The organism is Calditrichota bacterium, from assembly GCA_013152715.1.
Taxonomy (GTDB): domain Bacteria; phylum Zhuqueibacterota; class Zhuqueibacteria; order Thermofontimicrobiales; family Thermofontimicrobiaceae; genus 4484-87.
The window spans coordinates 1-21,481 of the sequence record JAADFU010000063.1; the positions used below are offsets into that span (position 1 = coordinate 1).

Annotated in this window: 16 protein-coding genes; 7 read left to right on the forward strand and 9 right to left on the reverse strand. The window is 44.6% G+C overall.

Annotated features, from left to right (window positions below):
* From GXO74_05050 to GXO74_05085, 8 genes are all read right to left on the reverse strand, one after another.
* Positions 1–1,730: heavy metal translocating P-type ATPase (locus tag GXO74_05050; GenBank protein NOZ61026.1), on the reverse strand; the 1,730-nt coding region annotated here is incomplete at its 3' end.
* A gap of 57 nt (positions 1,731–1,787) precedes the next feature.
* Positions 1,788–2,261, reverse strand: a complete 474-nt coding sequence (locus GXO74_05055) for a hypothetical protein (GenBank protein NOZ61027.1) — start codon at positions 2,259–2,261, stop codon at positions 1,788–1,790.
* 25 nt (positions 2,262–2,286) lie between these two features.
* Positions 2,287–2,628, reverse strand: coding sequence for a cation transporter (locus GXO74_05060; GenBank protein ID NOZ61028.1), 342 nt, complete (start codon positions 2,626–2,628; stop codon positions 2,287–2,289).
* Between the two features lie 18 nt (positions 2,629–2,646).
* Positions 2,647–3,246 (reverse strand): DUF2231 domain-containing protein, encoded by a 600-nt coding sequence (locus tag GXO74_05065; GenBank protein ID NOZ61029.1) that lies wholly within the window; start codon positions 3,244–3,246, stop codon positions 2,647–2,649.
* Positions 3,247–3,546: 300 nt separating this feature from the next.
* Positions 3,547–6,687 (reverse strand): efflux RND transporter permease subunit, encoded by a 3,141-nt coding sequence (locus tag GXO74_05070; protein ID NOZ61030.1) that lies wholly within the window; start codon positions 6,685–6,687, stop codon positions 3,547–3,549.
* A gap of 51 nt (positions 6,688–6,738) precedes the next feature.
* Positions 6,739–8,511, reverse strand: coding sequence for an efflux RND transporter periplasmic adaptor subunit (locus GXO74_05075; GenBank protein ID NOZ61031.1), 1,773 nt, complete (start codon positions 8,509–8,511; stop codon positions 6,739–6,741).
* Between the two features lie 78 nt (positions 8,512–8,589).
* On the reverse strand, positions 8,590–9,876 hold the full coding sequence (locus GXO74_05080; GenBank protein NOZ61032.1) for a TolC family protein: 1,287 nt from the start codon (positions 9,874–9,876) through the stop codon (positions 8,590–8,592).
* A gap of 23 nt (positions 9,877–9,899) precedes the next feature.
* Complete coding sequence (locus tag GXO74_05085; protein NOZ61033.1) at positions 9,900–10,178, reverse strand: hypothetical protein; 279 nt, start codon at positions 10,176–10,178, stop codon at positions 9,900–9,902.
* Between the two features lie 314 nt (positions 10,179–10,492).
* Between GXO74_05085 and GXO74_05090 the strand changes: the two genes are divergently transcribed.
* Positions 10,493–11,383 (forward strand): DMT family transporter, encoded by an 891-nt coding sequence (locus GXO74_05090; protein NOZ61034.1) that lies wholly within the window; start codon positions 10,493–10,495, stop codon positions 11,381–11,383.
* Positions 11,384–11,451: 68 nt separating this feature from the next.
* On the opposite strand, the gene GXO74_05095 is transcribed toward GXO74_05090, so the two are convergent.
* The gene (locus GXO74_05095; protein ID NOZ61035.1) at positions 11,452–13,002 is read right to left on the reverse strand and encodes a T9SS type A sorting domain-containing protein; all 1,551 of its coding nucleotides are present in this window, start codon (positions 13,000–13,002) and stop codon (positions 11,452–11,454) included.
* A gap of 561 nt (positions 13,003–13,563) precedes the next feature.
* Between GXO74_05095 and GXO74_05100 the strand changes: the two genes are divergently transcribed.
* From GXO74_05100 to GXO74_05125, 6 genes are all read left to right on the forward strand, one after another.
* Positions 13,564–14,883, forward strand: coding sequence for a cytochrome ubiquinol oxidase subunit I (locus GXO74_05100; GenBank protein NOZ61036.1), 1,320 nt, complete (start codon positions 13,564–13,566; stop codon positions 14,881–14,883).
* Positions 14,884–14,952: 69 nt separating this feature from the next.
* Positions 14,953–15,954: a cytochrome d ubiquinol oxidase subunit II gene (gene cydB / locus GXO74_05105; protein ID NOZ61037.1), complete on the forward strand. Its 1,002-nt coding sequence runs from the start codon at positions 14,953–14,955 to the stop codon at positions 15,952–15,954.
* 200 nt (positions 15,955–16,154) lie between these two features.
* The gene (locus GXO74_05110; GenBank protein ID NOZ61038.1) at positions 16,155–17,267 is read left to right on the forward strand and encodes a sensor histidine kinase; all 1,113 of its coding nucleotides are present in this window, start codon (positions 16,155–16,157) and stop codon (positions 17,265–17,267) included.
* Between the two features lie 124 nt (positions 17,268–17,391).
* Positions 17,392–18,735, forward strand: coding sequence for a sigma-54-dependent Fis family transcriptional regulator (locus GXO74_05115; GenBank protein NOZ61039.1), 1,344 nt, complete (start codon positions 17,392–17,394; stop codon positions 18,733–18,735).
* A 209-nt stretch (positions 18,736–18,944) separates the two neighbouring features.
* Complete coding sequence (locus tag GXO74_05120; protein NOZ61040.1) at positions 18,945–19,628, forward strand: response regulator transcription factor; 684 nt, start codon at positions 18,945–18,947, stop codon at positions 19,626–19,628.
* Between the two features lie 50 nt (positions 19,629–19,678).
* Entirely contained in the window at positions 19,679–21,469 is a 1,791-nt protein-coding gene (locus tag GXO74_05125) for a cell wall metabolism sensor histidine kinase WalK (protein NOZ61041.1), read from the forward strand.
* Positions 21,470–21,481 lie beyond the last annotated feature (12 nt).

A 21,481-nucleotide genomic window follows, 5' to 3' on the forward strand; every position in this document is an offset into this window, starting at 1 on the left:
CCCTGCGCCAGATTTTTTTCTCTGATCAGCGTCCAATTTCCGACAAAGAGCACTTTGTTGTTAATTTTACCACTGGCTCCCTTCCCGGGAATGGCTGCAAAAGAATTGGTTTTTTCGAATTTTATCTTTCGGTTTTGCGCTTCATTGACAATTCCCCTGGCAATAACGTGCTCGGAATTGATTTCCAGAGCCGCAGCCTTGCCCAAAATTTCGTCTCCGCTCCAATCATCCAGCGCAATAATATCTGTCACGCCAAATTCGCCTTTAGTGAGCGTTCCTGTTTTATCAAATACAACGATATTCAACAAACGCGCTCTCTCCGTGGCCTCGGCATTTTTGATAAGCATACCATTTTTGGCAGCCAGCGTCGTCGAAATTGTTGTCACTGTTGGAATCGCCAATCCCAGCGCATGAGGACAGGCAATAACGACAACGGTTATCGCTAACGTGAGCGCGAAAACCGTAGGCTGGTTCATTATTATTCCCCAAAAAATAAATGTACCAACTCCCACTATGATGGCAATTAATGTCAAATAATGAGCCGCGCGGTCCGCCAATTTCTGAGATCGAGGCTTGGAGGCTTGTGCCGCTTTGACCAGATTGATAATCTGAGCCAGCGCTGTATCCTCACCAGTTTTATTAACGCGGACTTTCAGAATTCCCTCGCCATTAATCGTGCCGCCGATAACGCTATCGCCCTTTTGTTTGAGCACCGGTTTTGACTCGCCGGAAATCATGGCTTCGTTCACAGAAGAAGATCCTTCTTCAACGATGCCATCCATCGGAATTTTTTCGCCGGGACGCACGAGTAATAAGTCGCCTTTTTGTACTTCGGAAGTTGCCACCTCTTTAATATGTTCGCCATGAATCAAATTTGCCGTCGGTGGAATGAGCTTGGTCAATTCTTTCAAAGCACCGGTCGCTCCGCGGATGGCTCGCATTTCTAGCCAATGGCCTAAAAGAAGAACAACGACTAATGTACTAATCTCCCAGTAAAAGTCGACAGCCTGAAATACAAAAGTAGAAGCAACGCTGAACAAATAGCCTGCTATCACTGCCAGACTGACCAGTACCATCATGTCCAGAGTTCCGCTTTTCAGCGATTTGGCAGCTCCTTTGTAAAAAGGAAGTCCGCCGTAAAAGGCGATTACGGAAGCCAGCAGAAATAAAATGTAGTTTGTGCCAGCAAACTCGGGCAGCGAAAAACCAAACCATTTTTGTATTGTCGGCGATAAAATTAGTACCGGAATGGTAATTAAAAGCGAAACCCAAAATCGCCGGCGCATGTCTATTTCCATCATTAAATGATGGTCGTGATGTTCGTCTTCGTGTCCCTGATGCTCATGCTCGGCATGGACGTGTTTGGCTTTTTTCTCTTTGTGTACATGCGCTTCATGTTTATGAGGTTCGGCTTTGTGTTTTTCATGGCCTTCATGAACATGATCCATTACCATCTCTTTTTTATCGTGCATTTCGTGCCCGGCATGGACGTGCACTTCTTTTTTGGAATCGCTTTCGCAGCGGTAGCCACATTCGTGCAGAACATGAATTATCTTTTCCGGTGAAGTTTTTTCCGGATCGTACACGACCTGCACAACATCGGCAATCGGAGCGACGGAGGCCTGCTCCACGCCTACTTTTGCCATTAACTTGTCTTCAATGTTGCAGGTGCAGTCAGGCGGCATGTAGTCTTTCAGAGTTAGATTTAATGTTTCTTTTTTCTTTTCCATTTTCTTTTCCTTTATTTTAGCTTGCAATTTTCGAGTAATAACTATTACTCAATAGCATTACAGAATAAGTTTTTGTTTCCTGCTTTCAAAATAATTCAAAATTACTGCGCTCAGCGGCGCCAGAATTAAGTTCTGCAAAAATGGCGTCAAACCAATCTCCAGAATCGGAACTATGGGCATACTCTCTTTGAAACTCCAGCTTTTTAAAATATGAACATGATACATTTCGCTGGCAACAGTGTAGATGAAAGCAAAGAATGTAAAAAGTCCGATTTTTTTCCAGTTAGTCCCACCATAAATCCAGAGCCAGTTTTTCAACAATAATGCAACCAGATGATAACCGAAGAGAAATGGCGCCAGATCGCGCAATGAACAGTGAAAAATGTAGTACAACTTTCGTCCTAAAGTTGGCGCATCCACAAAGTTGTAAAGCGGCGAATGGCCTAATTCATAAATCAAACTCAGCACAAAAGCTACCAGAAGGAACTTCGCTTCAAAAGAGACAATATGTTTTACTTTATATTTGTTCATTTCTTTGGGCTCCGACTTGATGGAATTAGGAAACTTTAGCCTGATCAATTATTTCCGGCGGATCTGAGCAGCAGGTCGGATTGACATGAAGATTGTCCAGTTCATTCTGCTCCGTAAAATTATGCCAATTACGCTTCATTTTGCTGAACCAGTTATTGTCCAGTCGAATGCCGGCAGATTGTAATAATGACTCGATCGTTTTAAACATAATTTTTTCCAGGTCATAAGTGACCGTCAGAATCTGCTGTTGCGGATCAAAATTGAAATTTTGAACGCCGTCAAGATTTGAGAGAGTCTTTTCAATTTGCTCGCTCACACTAGCGTTTGCGTGCGCCAATCTGATTTTTCTTGTTTTTGAGACTTTCATAGCTCGCCTCCTTAATTTTTAATGAAAATGTGTTACGCCCTGCTTATGCTCAGTAGCTTTATTCATTTTATCTTTTAATGCATGAGCGGAATCTTCCTTTGCTTCGCTTTCGGGCAAAGATTGGTTTTTTTCTAAAGTTGATTGTTCTGCTTCATTATGCTCGTGTGGAACGCCTTCCTCGGCAACAGCCGTTTTTACTCCGTAGCCATGAGTATAAACCATTTCACCGCCGTAATATGCACCGGTAAACATGAGAAGAATGCCAATAATAGAAATGGCAAAATAAACCGCCACCCCTTTTACCGGAAGTTTACCCTTCAAAATGAGACGCCAGATCGCCAGGACAAGAATAATTCCCAGAACGATAAAGCCTATTGTTTCATGTGTTTTTACCAGTTCATGTCCCGCGTCAGTGTGTGGCGCTCGGCTTTCTGCAATCACTCCAAAAATGACAGTCGCGATAACAGCGAGTCCGCTGCCGAGAAGATTGAGCCAGGAAGCGACGTGAAAACTTTCCTTTTTAAATATCCTGCCCAAAATATCCAGCAAAACAGCCAGGGAGAATAGCGCGATAGTAAAATGCACAAAAACGGGGTGGATTAAGTAAATCTCGATCATTTTTGACTCCTTTTTCAAAGATTAACTTTTCAAATTATTGCTTTTTCAATTTAAACAAGCAATTAGCGTGCCCAAATTCTAAAAACGAGATATTTTATTATTTATCAGTTGGTTACGAGTAAGTTATCAACTCTTGTTTGGGGCACGATAGCAGGTTGATTTGTAGAATATTCTACAATTTTGAGAATTCACGAGTATTTTCTACACCTCCCAATAACAAAACGCCCTTTGCCTGCTTATTTTTACAGGACAAAGAGCGTTCACACCATTTGTTGTTGGTCACTTCAAAAATATTGTATTTTAGCTGTTTGCTTCTGCTTCGATAAATACTTTCCTCAACACGAATCTCTTCCACAGCGCGTAAATCACCGGAATGATAATCAACGTCAAGATTGTCGAACTAATCAAGCCGCCAACCATGGGCGCGGCGATGCGTTTCATCACCTGGGATCCGGTACCATGGCCAATCATGATGGGCAGCAGGCCGATAAGAGTTGTGGCGACAGTCATCAGTATCGGACGGACGCGATTGACGGCGCCCTCAATAATGGCAGATTTGAGATCACCCCACGTCTGCATTTTTCCCTGGGCGCTAAAACGAGCAAAGGCTTCGTCCAGATACACTAACATCACAACTCCTGTTTCCGCCGCCAATCCGGCTAATGCAATAAAGCCCACGGCAACAGCGACGCTCATGTGGTAGCCGCTGAAAAACATCAGCCAGACGCCACCAACCAGCGCGAATAGCAGCGACAACATGACCAGCAAACTTTCCGTCAGATTTTTGAAATGAAAAAACAGCAGCAAAAAGATGATAACAATTGTGAAAGGTACAACCAACGTCAATCTTTTTGCCGCGCGCTCCATATATTCGTACTGGCCAGACCAGACAATGCTGTAGCCGGGTGGAATTCGCACTTCGTCATAGACGATTTTTTTAGCATTTTTTACGTAAGTGCCCACGTCGATATTTTTCAAATCCACATAAATCCAGGCCGTTCTGCGAGCATTTTCGCTTTTTATGGCTGCCGCGCCTTTGTGGATGGAAATATCCGATAATTGCGCCAATGGAATCTGTGCGCCCGTGGGCGTGGGAACAAGCACTCTCTTCAGCGCCGGAAGATTGTCTCTCAATTCGCGCGAGTATCTGACATTAACCGGATATCGCTCCAATCCTTCGACCGTGTAAGTCACGTTCATGCCGCCGATGGCAGACATGATCACATCCTGCACATCGCCCACCGTCAGACCGTAACGTGCAGCTTCGTTGCGGCGGATTTTGAAATCCAGATAATTCCCGCCCGTCACTCGCTCCGAATAAACCGAGAGTGTGCCGGAAATTTTGCGCACAACCGCTTCAATTCGCTGTCCCAATTCACTCAGTGTGTCCAGACTCGCGCCCATGAGCTTGATTCCAACCGGCGTCTTGATGCCGGTGGAAAGCATGTCTATTCTCGTTTTGATGGGCATGGTCCAGGCGTTTGTCAGACCGGGGAATTGAATAGCGGCATCCAGTTCGTTGATTAATTTTTCAATTGTCATTCCCGGACGCCATTCTTTGGGGTCTTTGAGCGTGATTGTCGTTTCGATCATCGTCAGCGGCGCCGGGTCCGTCGCTGTTTCCGCTCTGCCGATTTTTCCGAAAACATGCTGCACTTCAGGAAAACTTTTGATAATTTTGTCCGTTTGCTGCAAAAGTTCTTTGGCTTTAGTGATGGAAATTCCCGGATAAGTTGTCGGCATGTACAACAAATCGCCTTCGTTCAACGGAGGCATAAATTCCGACCCTAATTTGGAATAGGGGAGCAAAGTGAGCAGCAAGATGGCAATGGCAATCCCTACAGTTAACCAGCGAAAACGCAACACGACATTGATAACTGGTCTGTAAATTCCAATAAAAAAGCGACTGATGGGATTGGTTTTTTCGCTGCGTATTTTGCCCCGGACAAAGAAAAACATCAGCACCGGAATAATCGTAATGGCAAGTACTGACGAAGCCGCCATGGCAAAAGTTTTCGTGTAAGCCAGCGGGCTGAATAATCGACCCTCTTGCGCCTGTAAACTAAAAACCGGTAAAAAAGAGACAGTAATAATTACCAAAGAATAAAATAGCGCAGGGCCGACTTCTTTGGACGATCTGAGAATGAGATCAAAATGACTTACGCCGCCGCCGTTTTTATGTTCGCGCTCGATGTGCTTATGCGCATTTTCCACCATCACCACCGAGGCGTCCACCATCACCCCGATGGCGATAGCAATTCCCCCCAGCGACATGATGTTCGCGTTTATTCCAAGTAAATGCATGACGATGAATGCAATTAATATGCCGACCGGCAATGTAAAAATTGCTACAAATGCGCTGCGGAAATGGAGCAGAAAAATAATCGTGATCAATGCCACGACAAGCATTTCCTCAACAAGTTTTTCTTTGAGCGTATTAATGGCGCGAAGGATGAGCGATGAACGATCGTAGGCGGTTTTTATCGTCACTCCTTCCGGCAAACCTTTTTTCAGATCCGCTAATTTCGCTTTAACATTTTCGATCACTTTTAATGCATTTTCACCAAAACGAATCACAACCACACCGCCAACAGCTTCGCCTTCTCCGTTCCATTCGGCAATGCCGCGTCTCAATTCAGGTCCTAAATGAATGTTCGCCACTTGATGCAAATAAATTGGCGCGCCGTTTTCATCAACGCCCAGGGGGACAGATTTCAAATCGTCGATAGATTTGATGTAGCCGAGGCCGCGTACCATAAATTCTGTCTCGCCCATTTCCAGCAATCTGCCGCCGACATCGTTGTTGCTGCGTTTGATTGCCATGCGGACTTTTTGAATCGGAATTTTGTAAGCAGCCAATTTATTGGGATCAACTTCAACCTGGTACTGTTTGACAAATCCGCCGATAGAAGCTACTTCAGCCACGCCAGGCACTGACGAAAGCTCATATTTCAAATACCAGTCCTGAATCGAGCGCAATTCTGACAAATCATATTTATCGCCGCCATCGAGCACATATTCGTAAACCCAGCCTACACCGGTGGCATCGGGACCGATTTGCGGCGTGACGCCCTCGGGCAATCTTTTGGCGGCGTAATTCAAATATTCCAGCACCCGGCTGCGCGCCCAGTAAATGTCGGTGCCGTCTTCAAAAATAATATAAACCATGGAAAATCCGAAAAACGAGAAACCGCGTACTGTTTTTGCATAAGGAACAGATAGCATCGCCGTTGTTAACGGATATGTTACTTGGTCTTCGACGACGTTAGGCCCCTGCCCCGGATATTCGGTCAAAATAATCACCTGCACATCGGACAAATCAGGGATGGCGTCCAGATTTATGCTCACCATGGCGGTGATGCCGGCGATGATAATTAATCCGGTGAACAGGATCACCAGAAATTTATTTTTTAACGACCATTCGATAATTTTCTCTATCATAACTTTGCCTTTCTACTCATCTGATACTTTGCATGAAAGTCAGATTTAGCCTTATTTTTCCTTTTTTACTAATTTCATTTCGCAAATCGAGCACCTGGCATCAGGATCGTCGGTGACAAATTCGGGATGCATGGTGCAGGTGTACAATTGTGTGTCTGCAGAAATATCTTTTTTCTTCTCCAATTTCATGCCGCATTCCGGGCATGGTTGATCCGGATTGTCGCTGACAAAGTCCGGATGCATCGGGCAAGTGTAAAGAGCCAACGTCTCCTGGGAATGCGCGCCAGGCTCCGTTGTCGCCTTGGTGAAGGAGGCTTTCTTTTCCTCTGCTTTTGAAACGGATGTTTGTTTTGTCTCGTGAGTTGTTTTTTCCATGTTCTTCATCGATTTGCCGGATTCCATTTTGGGGGTTTGCTTTTGCCTTTTTTCCTCCAGCATCTTCTTGATTACTTCCTGAGTTTTGCTCTCTGAATCCAGCAGGAACTGTCCCGAGGTAACCACATTTTCTCCTTCGAACAGACCTGAAGCAATCTCAACGAAACCGTCTTCGCTTTCAAGTCCTAATTTCACTTCGCGAGGCTCGAATTTTCCCTTTTCGCGTTCAATAAAAACCAAATCGCGTTCTCCGGTGCGAATGACAGCTTCGGAAGGAACAACCAGCGCCTTTTTGTCTGCCGCGGCTTTAATGTAAATATTGGCGTACATATCCGGTTTAAGCTCTAATTTTGCATTGGGGAACTCAAGCCGCACTTTCAGATTTCTTGTTTTCTGATCCAGAAACGGATAAATGAAAGTTACCTTACCGAAAAATGTTTTTTCCGGCAAATACGAGAGCGCCATCTTCGCCGGCATATTGAGTTTAATCCAGGGTATTTCATATTCATAAACGCTTACATCCACCCATACCGTTGACAAATCAGCGATGTGGTACAAATCGGTGCCTGCTTTGACAAAAGCGCCTTCGCGGGCCTTCATTTGAGTAATGACGCCGTCCGCCGGCGCGACGAGAGTCATCGTTTTGGTGATTTTTCCGCGTTTTTCCAGATCGTCAATCGCCTGTTGCGGAATGTCCCAATTCAACAATCGATTGCGGCTCGCGGTCAACAGCGTTGATGCATTTTTGCGAATATCGGCCATCGGACTGTCTTTCAATTGCTGATAATTTTTTAAAGACAACAAATATTCCTCTTGCGCCGAAACCAATTCCGGGGAGTAAATTTCCAGCAACGGCTGGTTTTTTTTGACTCCCAGACCGGCGAAATCAGCATACAGTTTCTCGATCCAACCGGAGATTTTTGCATTCACGGAATACAATTTTTTTTCATTATACTTGATCACGCCGACTGTGCGGATGGTTCTTGAGAGCGTCCGTTTTTGGACGGGAGCGGTTCTGACGCCCATATTTTGTACCGTCATGGCGTCTATTAAGATTTCTCCTGTGCCGCCGCCTTCTCCTTCATAGACAGGAACCAAATCCATGCCCATGGGAGATTTGCCCGGCTTATCGGAAATATAAGTCGGATCCATTGGCGCGCGCCAGTACAAAATTTTGCCTTTCTTTTTTTCAGTGGTCTGTGTTTTTGCAGCGGCGCTGCCTTTGACCGGCGTGAGCTTCATGCCGCAAATGGGGCAATTTCCAGGCTTATCAGAAATCACGTTGGGGTGCATGCCGCACGAGTAAAGCTGTTTGCCTTGCTCGTGTTCAGATTCGTCGTGCGTTTTTGTGTTATCGCCCGACTTGATGAGTGACAAACCGATTCCGCCGATGACAATGCCGGCGACCAGCGCGAGAATGATAATAAGTATTAATTTTTTTTGATTCATTGGAAAACTCCTGTGATTTATTTTTGTTAATGCTTTTCTTAAATTTGTGATATTTTGCTGGCAAATTGCCTTACTTTTTTATTTTAAAGAAGCGACGGAAACTCCCAGTGCAAATTCGAAATCGGCAATGGCGTTTAGTTTCCCCGTTTGCACGCGGTAAAAATCGAGTTCAAAATTGAACAACGTCATTTGATTGTTGAACAAAGTCAAAAAATCCACTTTGTCGACCTGGTAGCCGGAAAGCGCTGAATTGAACGATTGCTGCGCCTGGGGAATAATCCCGTCGCGATAAAGAGTGATTAATTCCTCAAATTTTTTTATTTCGCCCAGGGCATCTTCGATTTGAAATTGCACGTTATTTTTAACGCTCTGAAATTTTTCGCGCAACGAGACTGTCTTGAACTGGCGACGCTGGACTTCATATTTCTGTTTTTTGAAAAAATAAATTGGCAAATTCAGCGAAATTTCCGCCGATAAAAAGTCGTTCATTTTTGCGCCATTTGCTAAGTCGTCTCGCTGGGTGTAAGCCACGCCCAGGGCAAAATCAGGCCAATAGTTTCGCTTCGCCAGTTTTTCTCCTGTTTGCGATTGTTCCACCGCTTTCTGCCACACCTTGAGTAACGGTCGATTTTTTTCAGCCAGCGAAAATAATTTTCCCGTTTCAACGGCAGGGATATCCACGTCCGGCAAAACAACTTCACTGATTTGCGTCGCCAACGGTCTGTTCAAAATTTTATTTAAAGAAAAAACGACGCGCTCTCGCTTGCGGTGCAATTGGATCAATTTATCGTTCAACTTGCTCAATTCCACGTGAGATTTCAAAACATCCTGTTGCAAGCCCTGCCCTACGGCATATTTTGTTTCGGCAATATTTTTCATCTGCTGAAGCAATTCTTTATTTTTTTTCACGGTTTCAATGGATCGGTCGATGAGGTAAAGTTGGTAATAGTTTTTTTTCACAGTGCGAATTAAATTGTTTTTCAATTCATCCGCCTGAAATTTTGCCTGCCAGTAATTTGCTTCGGCAATGTCAGATTTAAGTCCCAATTTTCCGGGGAATGGTAAAGCTTGCATGAGAGAAATCTTTTTTCCGGTCATTGGCTCCTGATCAAAGACAAAGCTATTCGTTGGCAAATTTGCTACTGCAAAGCCGATTCGCGGATCCGGCAGAGCGCCGGCCGGTTCGATTGAAGCGTGTAAAGAAGAAGCTCGTTTTTGCGCGGCCTGATAATCCGGATTATTTTCAATTGCTTCGGCAATCAAATGCCTCAATCCGGTAGAATCTGATTCCGCGCCAGGCACCGCCTCGAGAGAATTGAAGGTACTCATAATTAAAAAAATTAACAGGGTAACATAAGATCGCATAATGGCTCCTTTTGACTATGAATTTATTTTTTTGCTAATCGAGGTAAACTGTAACCGATACCGAGCAAGCTCATCCACCAGAGGAAGGCGAAGGGCTTCAAATATCGGTTCATTAAAATTTGATCGCGATTATTTCCAAACTCCGCAGATTCCATCTCGTAGGTCGAGTCATGGCCGGAAAATAGATGCAATAAACAGGTCTTTCCTGAAGATAATTTTAACGGAAAACAAAGAATGAATCCTGCCAGACTGATGATGAAGATGATGACGAAGGCTCTTTGGATCTTTTTTTTCTTTTTCATAATATATTTTTGTCAATCAATGTTTACGCTGGGTGCAATTAATTTATTTTACAGATAACAAATGGTGTGCCAAAAAAATATCAAGCGGCAAGAAGGTGTGATAACTACTTTAATTTCAATAAGAAAAGGCGCGATGTCAACAGTTGGTCACTGGTGTTTTGAGCTGATGAGTTGTAGAATGTTCGCTAATTTGTAGAATATTCTACAGCGCGAAGCACTGAGGAGAAGGAAATCTGAAAATTATTTCATTTGCATGTTATGAAAAAATTTCATATAATCATTTTTCTTTTTTGATAAAACCGAGGAGTAACTTTATGGTTGGCGAAATCGCCGGACTGCTGACGGCAGTGGCATGGTCATTCACGTCTATTTTTTTCACAATGGCAGCGAAACGCGCAGGCGCGGTTTCGGTGAATCTGTTGCGGCTGTTATTCGCATTGGTTTTTTTGATGATTATCCATACTTTTCTTTTCGGCGCGCCAATTCCATCGAATGCCGGCGTCAGCCGTTGGCTTTGGCTGGGTCTGTCCGGATTTATCGGTCTCGTGCTCGGTGATACGCTTTTGCTGTTCGCGTTCATGGCAATTGGCACGCGACTGTCCATGTTGCTGCTGTCGTTAGTGCCGATTATTTCCACATTTTTCGCGTGGGTTATTTTAGGCGAAAATTTGCGCTTGATTGAAATATTTGCCATCGTAGTAACTGTCGGCGGCATTGCCTGGGTTGTTACGGAAAGAAATAATTCTGAAGAAAATGCTAGGGCAAGAAAACTGTTATTGGGTATTATTCTCGGCATCGGCAGCGCATTTGGCCAGGCTTTCGCGCTCATTACAGCCAAAAAAGGCATGGCAGGAAATTTCCCCGCGCTTTCCGCAACGCTGATGCGCATTTTAGTCGCCATGATTATTTTCTGGAGCTACTCCGTTCTGCGCGGTCAGGCGAGAGCGACTCTCGCATTGATCAAGCAGAAACAGATTTTTCGCCCGATTTTAGGCGGCACACTGTTCGGCCCGGTCATTGGCATCTGGCTGTCGCTCATCGCCATTAAATACGCCAACGTGGGCATCGCTTCCACGCTGATGGCGTTGCCGCCAGTGCTACTCATTCCGCTTACACATTCCTTTTTCAAAGAAAAAATCACCGCCCGCTCGGTGTTTGGCACGTTGCTCGCGATGACCGGCGTCGCTGTGATTTTTCTGACATGAAAATTTGCGCTGCGAATGCACAGGTGAGCGGTGAATGTTGCATCTGCACATTCACCGCCGCGGCACGTTTATTTTACTAAAATGAGTTTGCGCGTTTCTGTTCTTCCGTTTGCCCCAAGCCGTACAAAATACAGTCCGCTGCCCACAATTTTCTGAATGCTATTTTTCGCATTCCAATGAAATTTATGAACACCGGGCGACAACTGACCTGAAAATATTTTTTGTACCAATTTCCCGTTCACATCGTAAATAGAGATAGTTGCATTTGTAGGTTTTTTAATGGCAACAGGAATGACAGTCTCCAGATTGAACGGATTTGGATAACAGGGAAGTAAGTCAAAATTTTGCGGAATATTTGAAGGATCAGGCAATTTTTCGACGTTGACAGGGCCGTAATCTTTTTTCATGCGGCGATACATCACGCGAAAAGGCGGCGTGTCACCTTCAAGCCACACAACGTCAAAAATGTCCTGACGAAAACTTCTATAGCAAACGTTCGGTTGGCGGGCATTTACATCCCGGGCGCTCACAGCAACAGGATCAATTATAAAATGACCGTTATGATTTTGCGAATAAAAAATCGCATTACTATCGCACCAGCAAACCGCACAGGATTGGATATAGACATCGTCCACCGAAGGCATGGGGTTTTGAGTTACCTGAATCACATCAGAATTATCCACTTCAAATCCGGAAGCTGAATACGAAAGCATGGCGGTAATAAAAGATGATTGGTCTGCCGACACAAAAGAAGCGATGACCGTATTGGTGCCTGCGCTTAAAGAGGCGGAATTAATAGAAACATTCGTAAAGGGAAGCTCTCCGCCCAAACTTATGGAGCCGCCAATACTATCAGCGTAAACATGTTCCTCAATTGAGCTGAAGCGGATTTTGCTGTCCTGCTGCCCGGAAGCGGCGTCTGTCCAGAAAATGTAAATCAAATCTTGTTCAAAATACAGGTCGCCGGCGATAACCGGAAATTCAGATTGCTCATTTTCATCGCTCAAACGAATGAATGTTGAAAGAGTTTGCTGCAAATCCCTGCTATAGCGCTGATAGTAAATATGGGTCAGACTATCCAGCGGGGCTTGGTAAACCAGATTTACAGAATTTTTTGTAACCTCAATTGCCGGATGCTGAAGGGGCTCATTAAACGCCGGACAGACCCAAAGTTTCAATGCAACGAGTGAAGATGTGCTCGTATCGGGAGTCAATAAACAAATGGCAACTCGGTCTCCGTCTTCGCCTATCCAGCAGCTATAAATTTGATCGTCTTGTCCGATAGCAAGAGAGGGTTCGCTGCCAAAATCCAATAGGCTGGGTTCTGTCCAGTTTATTCCGTCATCACTGAAAGTCAATTTAATCGCAGGTCTGTGATTCGAACTATCCTGAAAAACAACCACGCGGCGATCAAAAGATGTGCGCACTATTTTTCTGGTATTGTTATCGGCTAATGCGTTTGGACAGTTCGTCCCCCCGATTTGTACGGCTTCATCGGCAAGTAGCAGAGAAAAGTTGCTAAGCAAAAACAGCATCAGACAAAAAAGAGCGAGAGCGGTAGACAGTTTTAAGTAGTTGTTGTTTCGAAAAATGGCAGAAGATACGTGTGCAGTTTTCATGATAGAGCCTCCTCATCTTTGAAAACAGTTAGCCGTTGAAAAGCAGAGAAATTAAAATAATTGCGTCAATTTTCTGTAGCTGATTGCTCTTCTGATTTTATAGAATAATTTTTTAAATGAAAATATTGAGTTGCGATCAAATATTTTGTTTAATAAACGTGCTCATGCGTCACAAAAGCGGAATGGAGAAGGTCGTTGTCGGATTCGAATAACGCAAGTTGAAATAATTTTCAGAAAAACGCACCTGCACGGGCGTTTCAATTCGTGAAGATCAGTCGTCGAAAGGGCATTTTAGCTTGTTTCTGTGTTGCTGCAATGCCTCAGGGCAAAACGCAGATTTTGGGGCAGTATCATTGCTAACTGCTAATTTGCCCACATATTAATTTTACCTCATGTTTTTAAATTTGTTCATTTTTCTCTTGCCTTTTTGCAATTATTTTTTATATTATTTTTAAAAATATTACAAATCAGTAATAGCAATAATTTGCTATCTATTTTAAACTGACCACAACTTTTAAAATTCAACTATTTTTTTCACCCAATTTTTAAGGAGGAAATGTTATGGACGTCGTTTTGCTATCCCGCCTTCAGTTTGCCCTGACGATCGGATTCCATTTTCTTTTTCCGCCGCTTACGCTTGGTCTTTCGCTCATTATCGTCATCTTGGAGTCCCTTTATTTGAAAAAGAGAGATGAGGTTTACAAAAATCTCTCTTCATTTCTGGTGAAAATACTGGGTCTTATTTTTGTCATTGGCACGGCAACCGGTATTGTCATGGAATTTTCCTTTGGCACGAACTGGTCAAATTATTCCAGGATTGTTGGTGATGTTTTCGGGGCACCGCTGGCGGCGGAAGGAGTTTTTGCCTTTTTTCTGGAATCAATGTTTTTAGGTGTGCTGGTTTTCGGCAGGAAAAAAGTCTCACAAAAATTCTACTGGTGGTCCGCCTTTTTCGTTTTCTTCGGCTCTCATTTGTCAGGACTTTGGATCATCATCGCCAACTCCTGGATGCAGACGCCGGCAGGCTATGTCTTGCAAAATGGTCGTGCAATTCTCGATAACTTTTTTGCCGCGGCAGTCAATCATTCTACTTTTGTCCGCTATAGTCACACGATTATTTCGGGCTGGATCATGGGAGGCTTTTTCGTCGCCGGAGTTGCCGCCTGGTACCTTCTGAAAAATCGCAATTTGAAAGAGGCAAAATTGGCGCTGAAAATTGCGGTGATCGTCATTCTGATTACTTCAATCGCGGAACTGTTTGTCGGACACTGGCATTCGGTGCAAGTCGCAAAAACACAGCCGGCAAAATTAGCGGCTTTTGAGGCGCTTTACGATACGCAAGAGGGAGCGCCGCTGGCAGTTTTTGGCATTCCTGACGCCGCAAATCAAAAAAATCATTTGTATATCGGTCTTCCCAAAATGCTCAGCTTTTTGCTCCATTTTGATACGGATGCAAAAGTGCTGGGTTTGAATGAATTTCCTGAAGCCGACAGACCGCCTGTTTTTCTGCCTTTCGTTTCTTACCACGTGATGATTCTTTTGGGGAGCCTATTCATCCTGTACGGTCTTGTCGGGGCTTTTCTCCTGGTAACAGATAAAATCTGGAATGCAAGGTGGTATTTGAAAGCTTTGATCGTCGGTATTGTGCTGCCGGTATTTGCCATACAATTTGGCTGGATCGCCGCCGAAGTGGGACGACAGCCGTGGGTGGTTTACGGCATTTTGCGCACGTCGCAGGCGGCGTCTGTTGTGGTGCCGGCTGGTCAGGTTTTGTTTTCTCTGATCATGTTCGCGCTGATTTATCTTTTATTATTCATTCTTTTCATTCGCTTCTTGTTGAAAATTATCCAAAAAGGACCGCAGCCAACAGCCGCTGCATAGTTTCGTTGCAATGAGAAAGAAACTGTGTCGAATACCACAACTTAAGATAGGAGGTTTTTTATGGAAACAATTGATTTATTTCGAAGTATATGGTATCTGCTTATCGGCGTCCTGCTCGCCGGCTATGCCATCATGGATGGTTTCGATCTCGGCGTTGGCACATTGATGCCTTTTTTGGCAAAGACCGATAAAGATAAAAGATATTTGTACAATTCAATCGGCCCTTTCTGGGACGGGAATGAAGTCTGGCTGTTGACTGGCGGCGGCGCTCTTTTTGCCGCTTTCCCCCATGCGTATGCCACAGTATTTAGCGGATTCTATCTGGCTTTGATGCTGGTGTTATTCGCACTTATTTTTCGCGCGGTTTCCCTGGAATACTGGCATCATTCCGGCGATGGTAAGAAATTTTGGGAATGGGCTTTTATCATCGGTAGTTTTCTGCCAGCGCTATTGTTCGGTGTCGCCCTGGGAAATGTTGTCGTTGGGATTCCGTTAAATAGCGAGATGGAATTCATGGGGTCATTTTTTACCCTGCTGCGGCCTTTTCCGCTGGTGGTTGGTCTGTTGGGCTTGGTGGCGATTTTGCAGCACGGCTTGACTTATGCGATACTGAAAACCAACGGCGATGTGCAAAAACGCGCCCGAACTCTGCTCAATTCCATCTGGGTGGCTTTCATTGTCTTTTTTGCTCTGAGCTTCATTGCCGCCCTTATTTGGTTTCCCACTGCGGTGAAAAGCATTGTCGGATGGATTTTTGCTGTGGTTGCGCTGGTCGCCTGGTTTTTGATTAAATATTATTCTAAGGCAGAACAGGACGGCAAAACATTTTTGATGTCGTCAATTTTGTTCGCAGCTTTGTGGGGGATTGTCGGCGCGATTCATTTCCCGAATTTAGTTCGTGGTTTGGATGGAATCAATAGCATCACCATCTACAACGGCTCATCTTCACAATTGACGTTGACGGTGATGCTGATTATTGCTGCCATCGGTATGCCGTTGGTGATTTTTTACACGGCGGTCATTTATCGCGCTTTCAAAGGAAAAGTCGTATTGGACGAAGAAGGCTATTGATTTGATAGCCGCGGACTTTCTGACCATTGATCAGATAAGGTTTTTTGATTTTTGAATGAAATCCCTCTGTAATTTGTTTTGCAGGGGGATTTGTCTTGGTAAATGATAAATGCCTTGCTTTTTTACATAAAAAAGTTTTATATTTATCGGGGCAAGAGTTGTCGTTTTCCTTAATAACAAACAACAATCGGAAAAACTTCATGTTAAGAGAAAAGCTCGATAGCGACACAATTTGGAAATTGATCATTGGATTTGTAATTGTCATTATCGCGTACCTGCATTATACAACGTCCACTCATTTAAATTATTTACACGAAATTTACCGTGCGCTTTTTTTCTTGCCGATTATTCTTGCCGCTTTTCGTTTTCAATTGCGCGGCGGTATTCTTTCGTCTGTGATCGTGATCGCTATTTACATTCCACACGTTGTTTTTCAGTGGGGGGGCGATCTTTTTTATAATTTCAGCCGTTTTGTGCAAATGATTGTGTATTTGCTCATCGGAGTTGTCGCCGGTGTCCTGGCGCGGCGTGAGCGAAGGGAACGCGATAACTACCAGCGCACAGCCGAAGAATTGGATGAGTCGTACCAGAAATTACAACTTCAATCTGCCAAAGGCGCAGAAATCGAGGACAAGCTGCGCGATGCGGAAAAACTGTCTGTTCTGGGCGAATTGGCAGCGAGTTTGGCGCATGAAGTGCGAAATCCGCTGGCGTCAATCTGGGGCGTGATGGAAATTCTTCGCGATGAATATGGGGCGATGGGGAAAAAGAGCGAGTTTGTCGAGGTACTTTTCAAAGAAGTCAATCGATTGAATCAGGTGGTGGAAAACTATTTGGCGTTAGCGCGAAAAAGCGAACCGGTGCGGCAGCCATGCGATTTGGCGGAAATTTCCAAATCAGTGATTTTCATGCTCAATCACCGCGCCAAAAAGCAGCGTGTCAAAATCAGCAGTGATTTTTCGCAACAGCCATTTATCGTCATAGCGAATGAAAATCAGCTTCAGCAAATTTTGATTAACGCCCTCCTCAACTCAATCGCCGCCATGCCTGATGGCGGAGAGATTGTTTTGAAAGGCGAAGTTCTTGAGGATTGGCGGAAAAAATTATTTATCATTGACACGGGTGAGGGCTTCTCTCCTGAATTAGTCGGGAAAGTGTTCAAACCATTTTTTACTACCAAAAAAGAAGGAACCGGCCTGGGTTTGAGCATCATCAAGCGGATCGCCGATGAAAATCGCTGGGACGTGGAAATTGAAAGCGAAAAAAATAAAGGGACGGTTTTGACGATTATTTTTGGAAAAAATAGTTCGTAGTTCAAGGTCAGCAAGGGCGGTTTTGAGGGAAAACCTCATATTTGCAAACTTAATGCCGACAAGAAATTAGTAGTTGCACTCATCCCGAAGCAGAAAACCCAAAACTCAATTCAAGAGATGAACCATGAAAAAAAACAAAAAAATTCTGCTCATTGACGATGACGAAAGTCTGAATAAGGTGCTTTCGTTTCAGTTGGATCAAATGGGCATGGACGTCAAGGCAGCGCTGGATGGCGCGAGCGGTTTGCAATTGTTTAACGAAATTTCGTTCGACGTCATCATTACGGATTTGCAGTTGCCCGATATTTCGGGAATGGAATTGCTGGAGAATATCCGTCGCCTGGACAAAAATGTGATTATTGTTATCATTACGGCATTTGGCACTGTGGACAATGCCATCGAAGCAGTAAAAAAAGGCGCAGATGACTATCTGACCAAACCGTTCGGAAAAGAGACGCTTCGTTTTGTCATCGAAAAGGCGCTGCGGCTGCGCGAGTTGCAGCAGGAAAACGTGCAGCTCAAATCGGAATTGTATCAGAAATACGACTTTTCCAACATCATCGGTAAAAGCGGCGCCATGCAGGATGTGCTCAAATTAGTGGGCCAGGTCGCTGAAAGTGATGCCACGGTGCTCATTCGCGGCGAGAGCGGAACAGGAAAAGAATTGATTGCCAGGGCGTTGCATTACAATAGTTTGCGTAAAGGCAAACCGATGATCACGGTAAATTGTCCTTCGATTCCGGAAAATCTGATAGAAAGCGAACTATTTGGCCACGTGAAAGGCGCTTTTACCGGAGCCCTTCGTGACCGGAAAGGGAAATTTGAATTAGCTGAAGGAAGCACGATTTTTCTGGATGAAATTGGCGATCTGAAATTAGATTTGCAAGCGCGTCTGTTGCGTGTTTTGCAGGAAAAAGAAATCGAGCGCGTGGGCGATTCCAACCCTATCCGCGTGGATGCGCGAGTCGTTGCAGCGACAAATAAAAATCTGGAAGCCATGGTCGAAGCCGGCGAGTTTCGCGAAGATTTGTACTACCGCCTGAACGTTGTCAGTGTTGTTGTTCCGCCGTTGCGCGAACGAAAAGAAGATATCCCGTTTTTCGTAGACTTTTTCATTCAAAAATACAGTGGGAGGAGGCAAATCCGCATGAATGATGATGCGCTCTCTTTGCTTTTGCAGCACGATTGGCCTGGCAATGTGCGCGAATTGGAAAATGCAATCGAGAGAGCGATTGTCACGTCGCCGAATGGATTGATTACAGTTGATCTGTTGAAACCCGTCGCGGTTCAGCAGCCGCGGCGGCAGGAAGCAAACCCCGTGAACAAATCTTTGCAGGAGATCGAACAGAATGCCATCGCTGACGCCCTCAATCGTGCGAACGGAAACCAGACGAAAGCAGCGCGGCTTTTGGGAATTCCGAGGCATGTTTTGTTGTACAGGATGAAGAAATATGGGATGGAGGGGTAATTTTGTGAAACGGAATTTTGGACAGCAATTTTGGTGAAATCCCGAATGCCAAATTAGAAACGAAGTGTGTCAGAAAAATGTATTTTGAAATTTGAGAATTGATTATCAGATAGGTTTTTATTTAAAAGATGCCACCCATTTTTGGGGTGAACTACATTTCTCGAAACATTTGTCAACGCAGCGAACTAACAATTTAGGCGAGGAAAAGCATGTCTGCCAAAATCATGATCGTCGAAGACGATCCGGATATTTGCGATATTCTGAAATACAATTTGGACCTGGAAGGTTTTGAATCGGTCGTTTTTCACGATGGAAAGAAGGCGCTCGATGCCTGTCTCAGCGAACCGCCAGCGTTAGTTTTGCTCGATCTCATGTTGCCCGGCTTGAATGGGTTGGAATTTAGCCGAACTGTTCGCCAAGATTCCGTTTGCCAGAATTTGCCCATTATTATGATCACTGCCCGCTCCGAAGAAATGGATATTTTGCACGGGCTTGAGCAAGGCGCAGATGATTATATCACCAAACCTTTTCGCCCCAAAGAAGTGACCGCACGGGTGAAAGCGCTGCTGCGGAGACATCTTCGCGATGAAGATAAGATTTTCCGGACTAACGGGTTAACGGTAAATTTTTCCAAACATCAGGTTACGGCGGATGACAAAGATCTGGAATTGACTCCCAAAGAGTTTTTGCTGCTCAAGGCGCTAATTGAAGCAAAGGGACGAGTGTTGTCGCGCGACCAGTTGTTGGACAAAGTCTGGGGTTTTGACTATTACGGCGATCAGCGCACTGTGGACGTCCACGTCAGGCGACTGCGGAAAAAGTTGGGGAATTGGGCTGCCGTCGTAGAAACCGTCAAAGGTTTCGGTTATCGGATGAAACAATATCCGGATTGAAGCCAATTCTTCCCACCGTTTGATTTTTTTACAAAAATTGAGAATCAAGCATGTTTAAAAAATATCGCTGGAATTTTGTGTTTGTTGTATTAATTGTGTCGGTCATCGGATTTGTGATTTTCGACATCTTTTTGTTCGTAGGCATCCGCAGCTACCTTTTCCGGCAAACTTTTGATGAAATCCACATGAAGGCAAATCTGGCAAAAATCATTTTGGAGCAGAAATTGCCGCTGGAAATGTCACCGGGAAACGATGAACTCTGGGATTTGGCTTATCAATTGAAAAAAGTCGTCAATTCACGCGTCACAATCATCGACAACGAAGGCAAAGTTCTGACCGATTCTGATGTGCCGCGCTCTCGGATTCCGGCAATGGACAATCATCTCCGGAGACCTGAAGTGCAGCAAGCGATTTTGAACGGCTGGGGCCAGAGCTACCGCACCAGTGCGACGGTGAAACGGAAACTTTTCTATTCAGCAATCAAAATTGATTTCAAAGGAGAAAATTTAGGATTTTTTCGTTTCGCCTATTACGCCCAACGCTTTGAAGCGTCAATGGCGAAGATTTTGCAATACATGGTCGCTGCGAACATCGTCGGTTTGCTCATTCTTTCCATTGCGGCGTTTTATCTTGGTTCTGTCGTCACTCACCCCATTCTCAGCATTGTGCGAACTGCTCAACGCATTGTCGACGGTGATCTGGAACGCACATTCCCCATCAGCAGTCGCGACGAAGTCGGTGTGTTGAGTCAAATTTTGAATGATCTCACTTTGCGCCTGAAAACGCAAATTCAGCAAATTTCCCACGAACGACACAAATTAGCAAACATCTTGACCCAGTTGAACACAGGTATTTTGGCGATTGACCGCCGGGGTAAAATTATCCACGCTAATGCGGCGCTGATGGAGATGCTGGAAATGAGTCAGGAAAACATCATTGGCAAAAAAATTGATCAGTTCAACCTTTTCAAACCCGTGCACGAAGATGTGGTTTGCAGCATTGAAGAAAGATGTCAGAAAAAAGGCGAATTCAGTCTTAATAAAAAGGGGACGAAGAGGTTTATTCGCTATCAGGTTGGCGCGTTCCAATTTGCCGGTGACGACGAAAGTGGCGCCTTAGTACAATTGCAGGATATTTCTGATTTGAAACAGTTGGAAGCCATTCGCAAAAATTTTGTTGCCAGCGCCTCTCATGAACTGAAAACGCCATTAACCGCAATCATCGGTTACGCGGAAACTTTGAAAGAAGGGGCGCTAAATTCCAGAGAAAATGCCATTCATTTTGTCAATCGCATCCTCGATCAGGCGCAGCGTCTGGAGTATCTGGTTTCTGATTTATTGAAGTTGTCGCGTCTCGAACATGATATGCCGATGGATGAAGGCGAAGTTCAGTTGACTGAAATTATTGATTCGGTTCTTGAAGAATTTGCCCAGAAAGCGGAACAGAAACAAATCAAACTCACAAAAGATATTTTCAACGATGCGATCGTGGCGCGCGCTGACCGGGAATTGATACACACGGTAATGGAAAATTTGGTGGATAACGCGATAAAATACACGCCGCAAAATGGCGAAGTGACGGTGAGCGTTTCGCCGGGGAAAAAAGAATCGGTGCGAATTGCAGTCTGGGATACGGGAATTGGCATCGAGCCCAAATATCACCTGAGAATTTTTCAGCGATTCTACTGCGTGGACAAAGCCCGTTCGCGAAAAATCGGCGGGACAGGACTCGGATTGGCAATTGTGAAACACATCATTGAACGGCATGGCAGCCGGATTTTTGTCGAGAGCGAACCGGGAAAGGGAAGTTGTTTTTATTTTGAGTTGAAAAGAATTGATTAGCTGTGAAGCGCT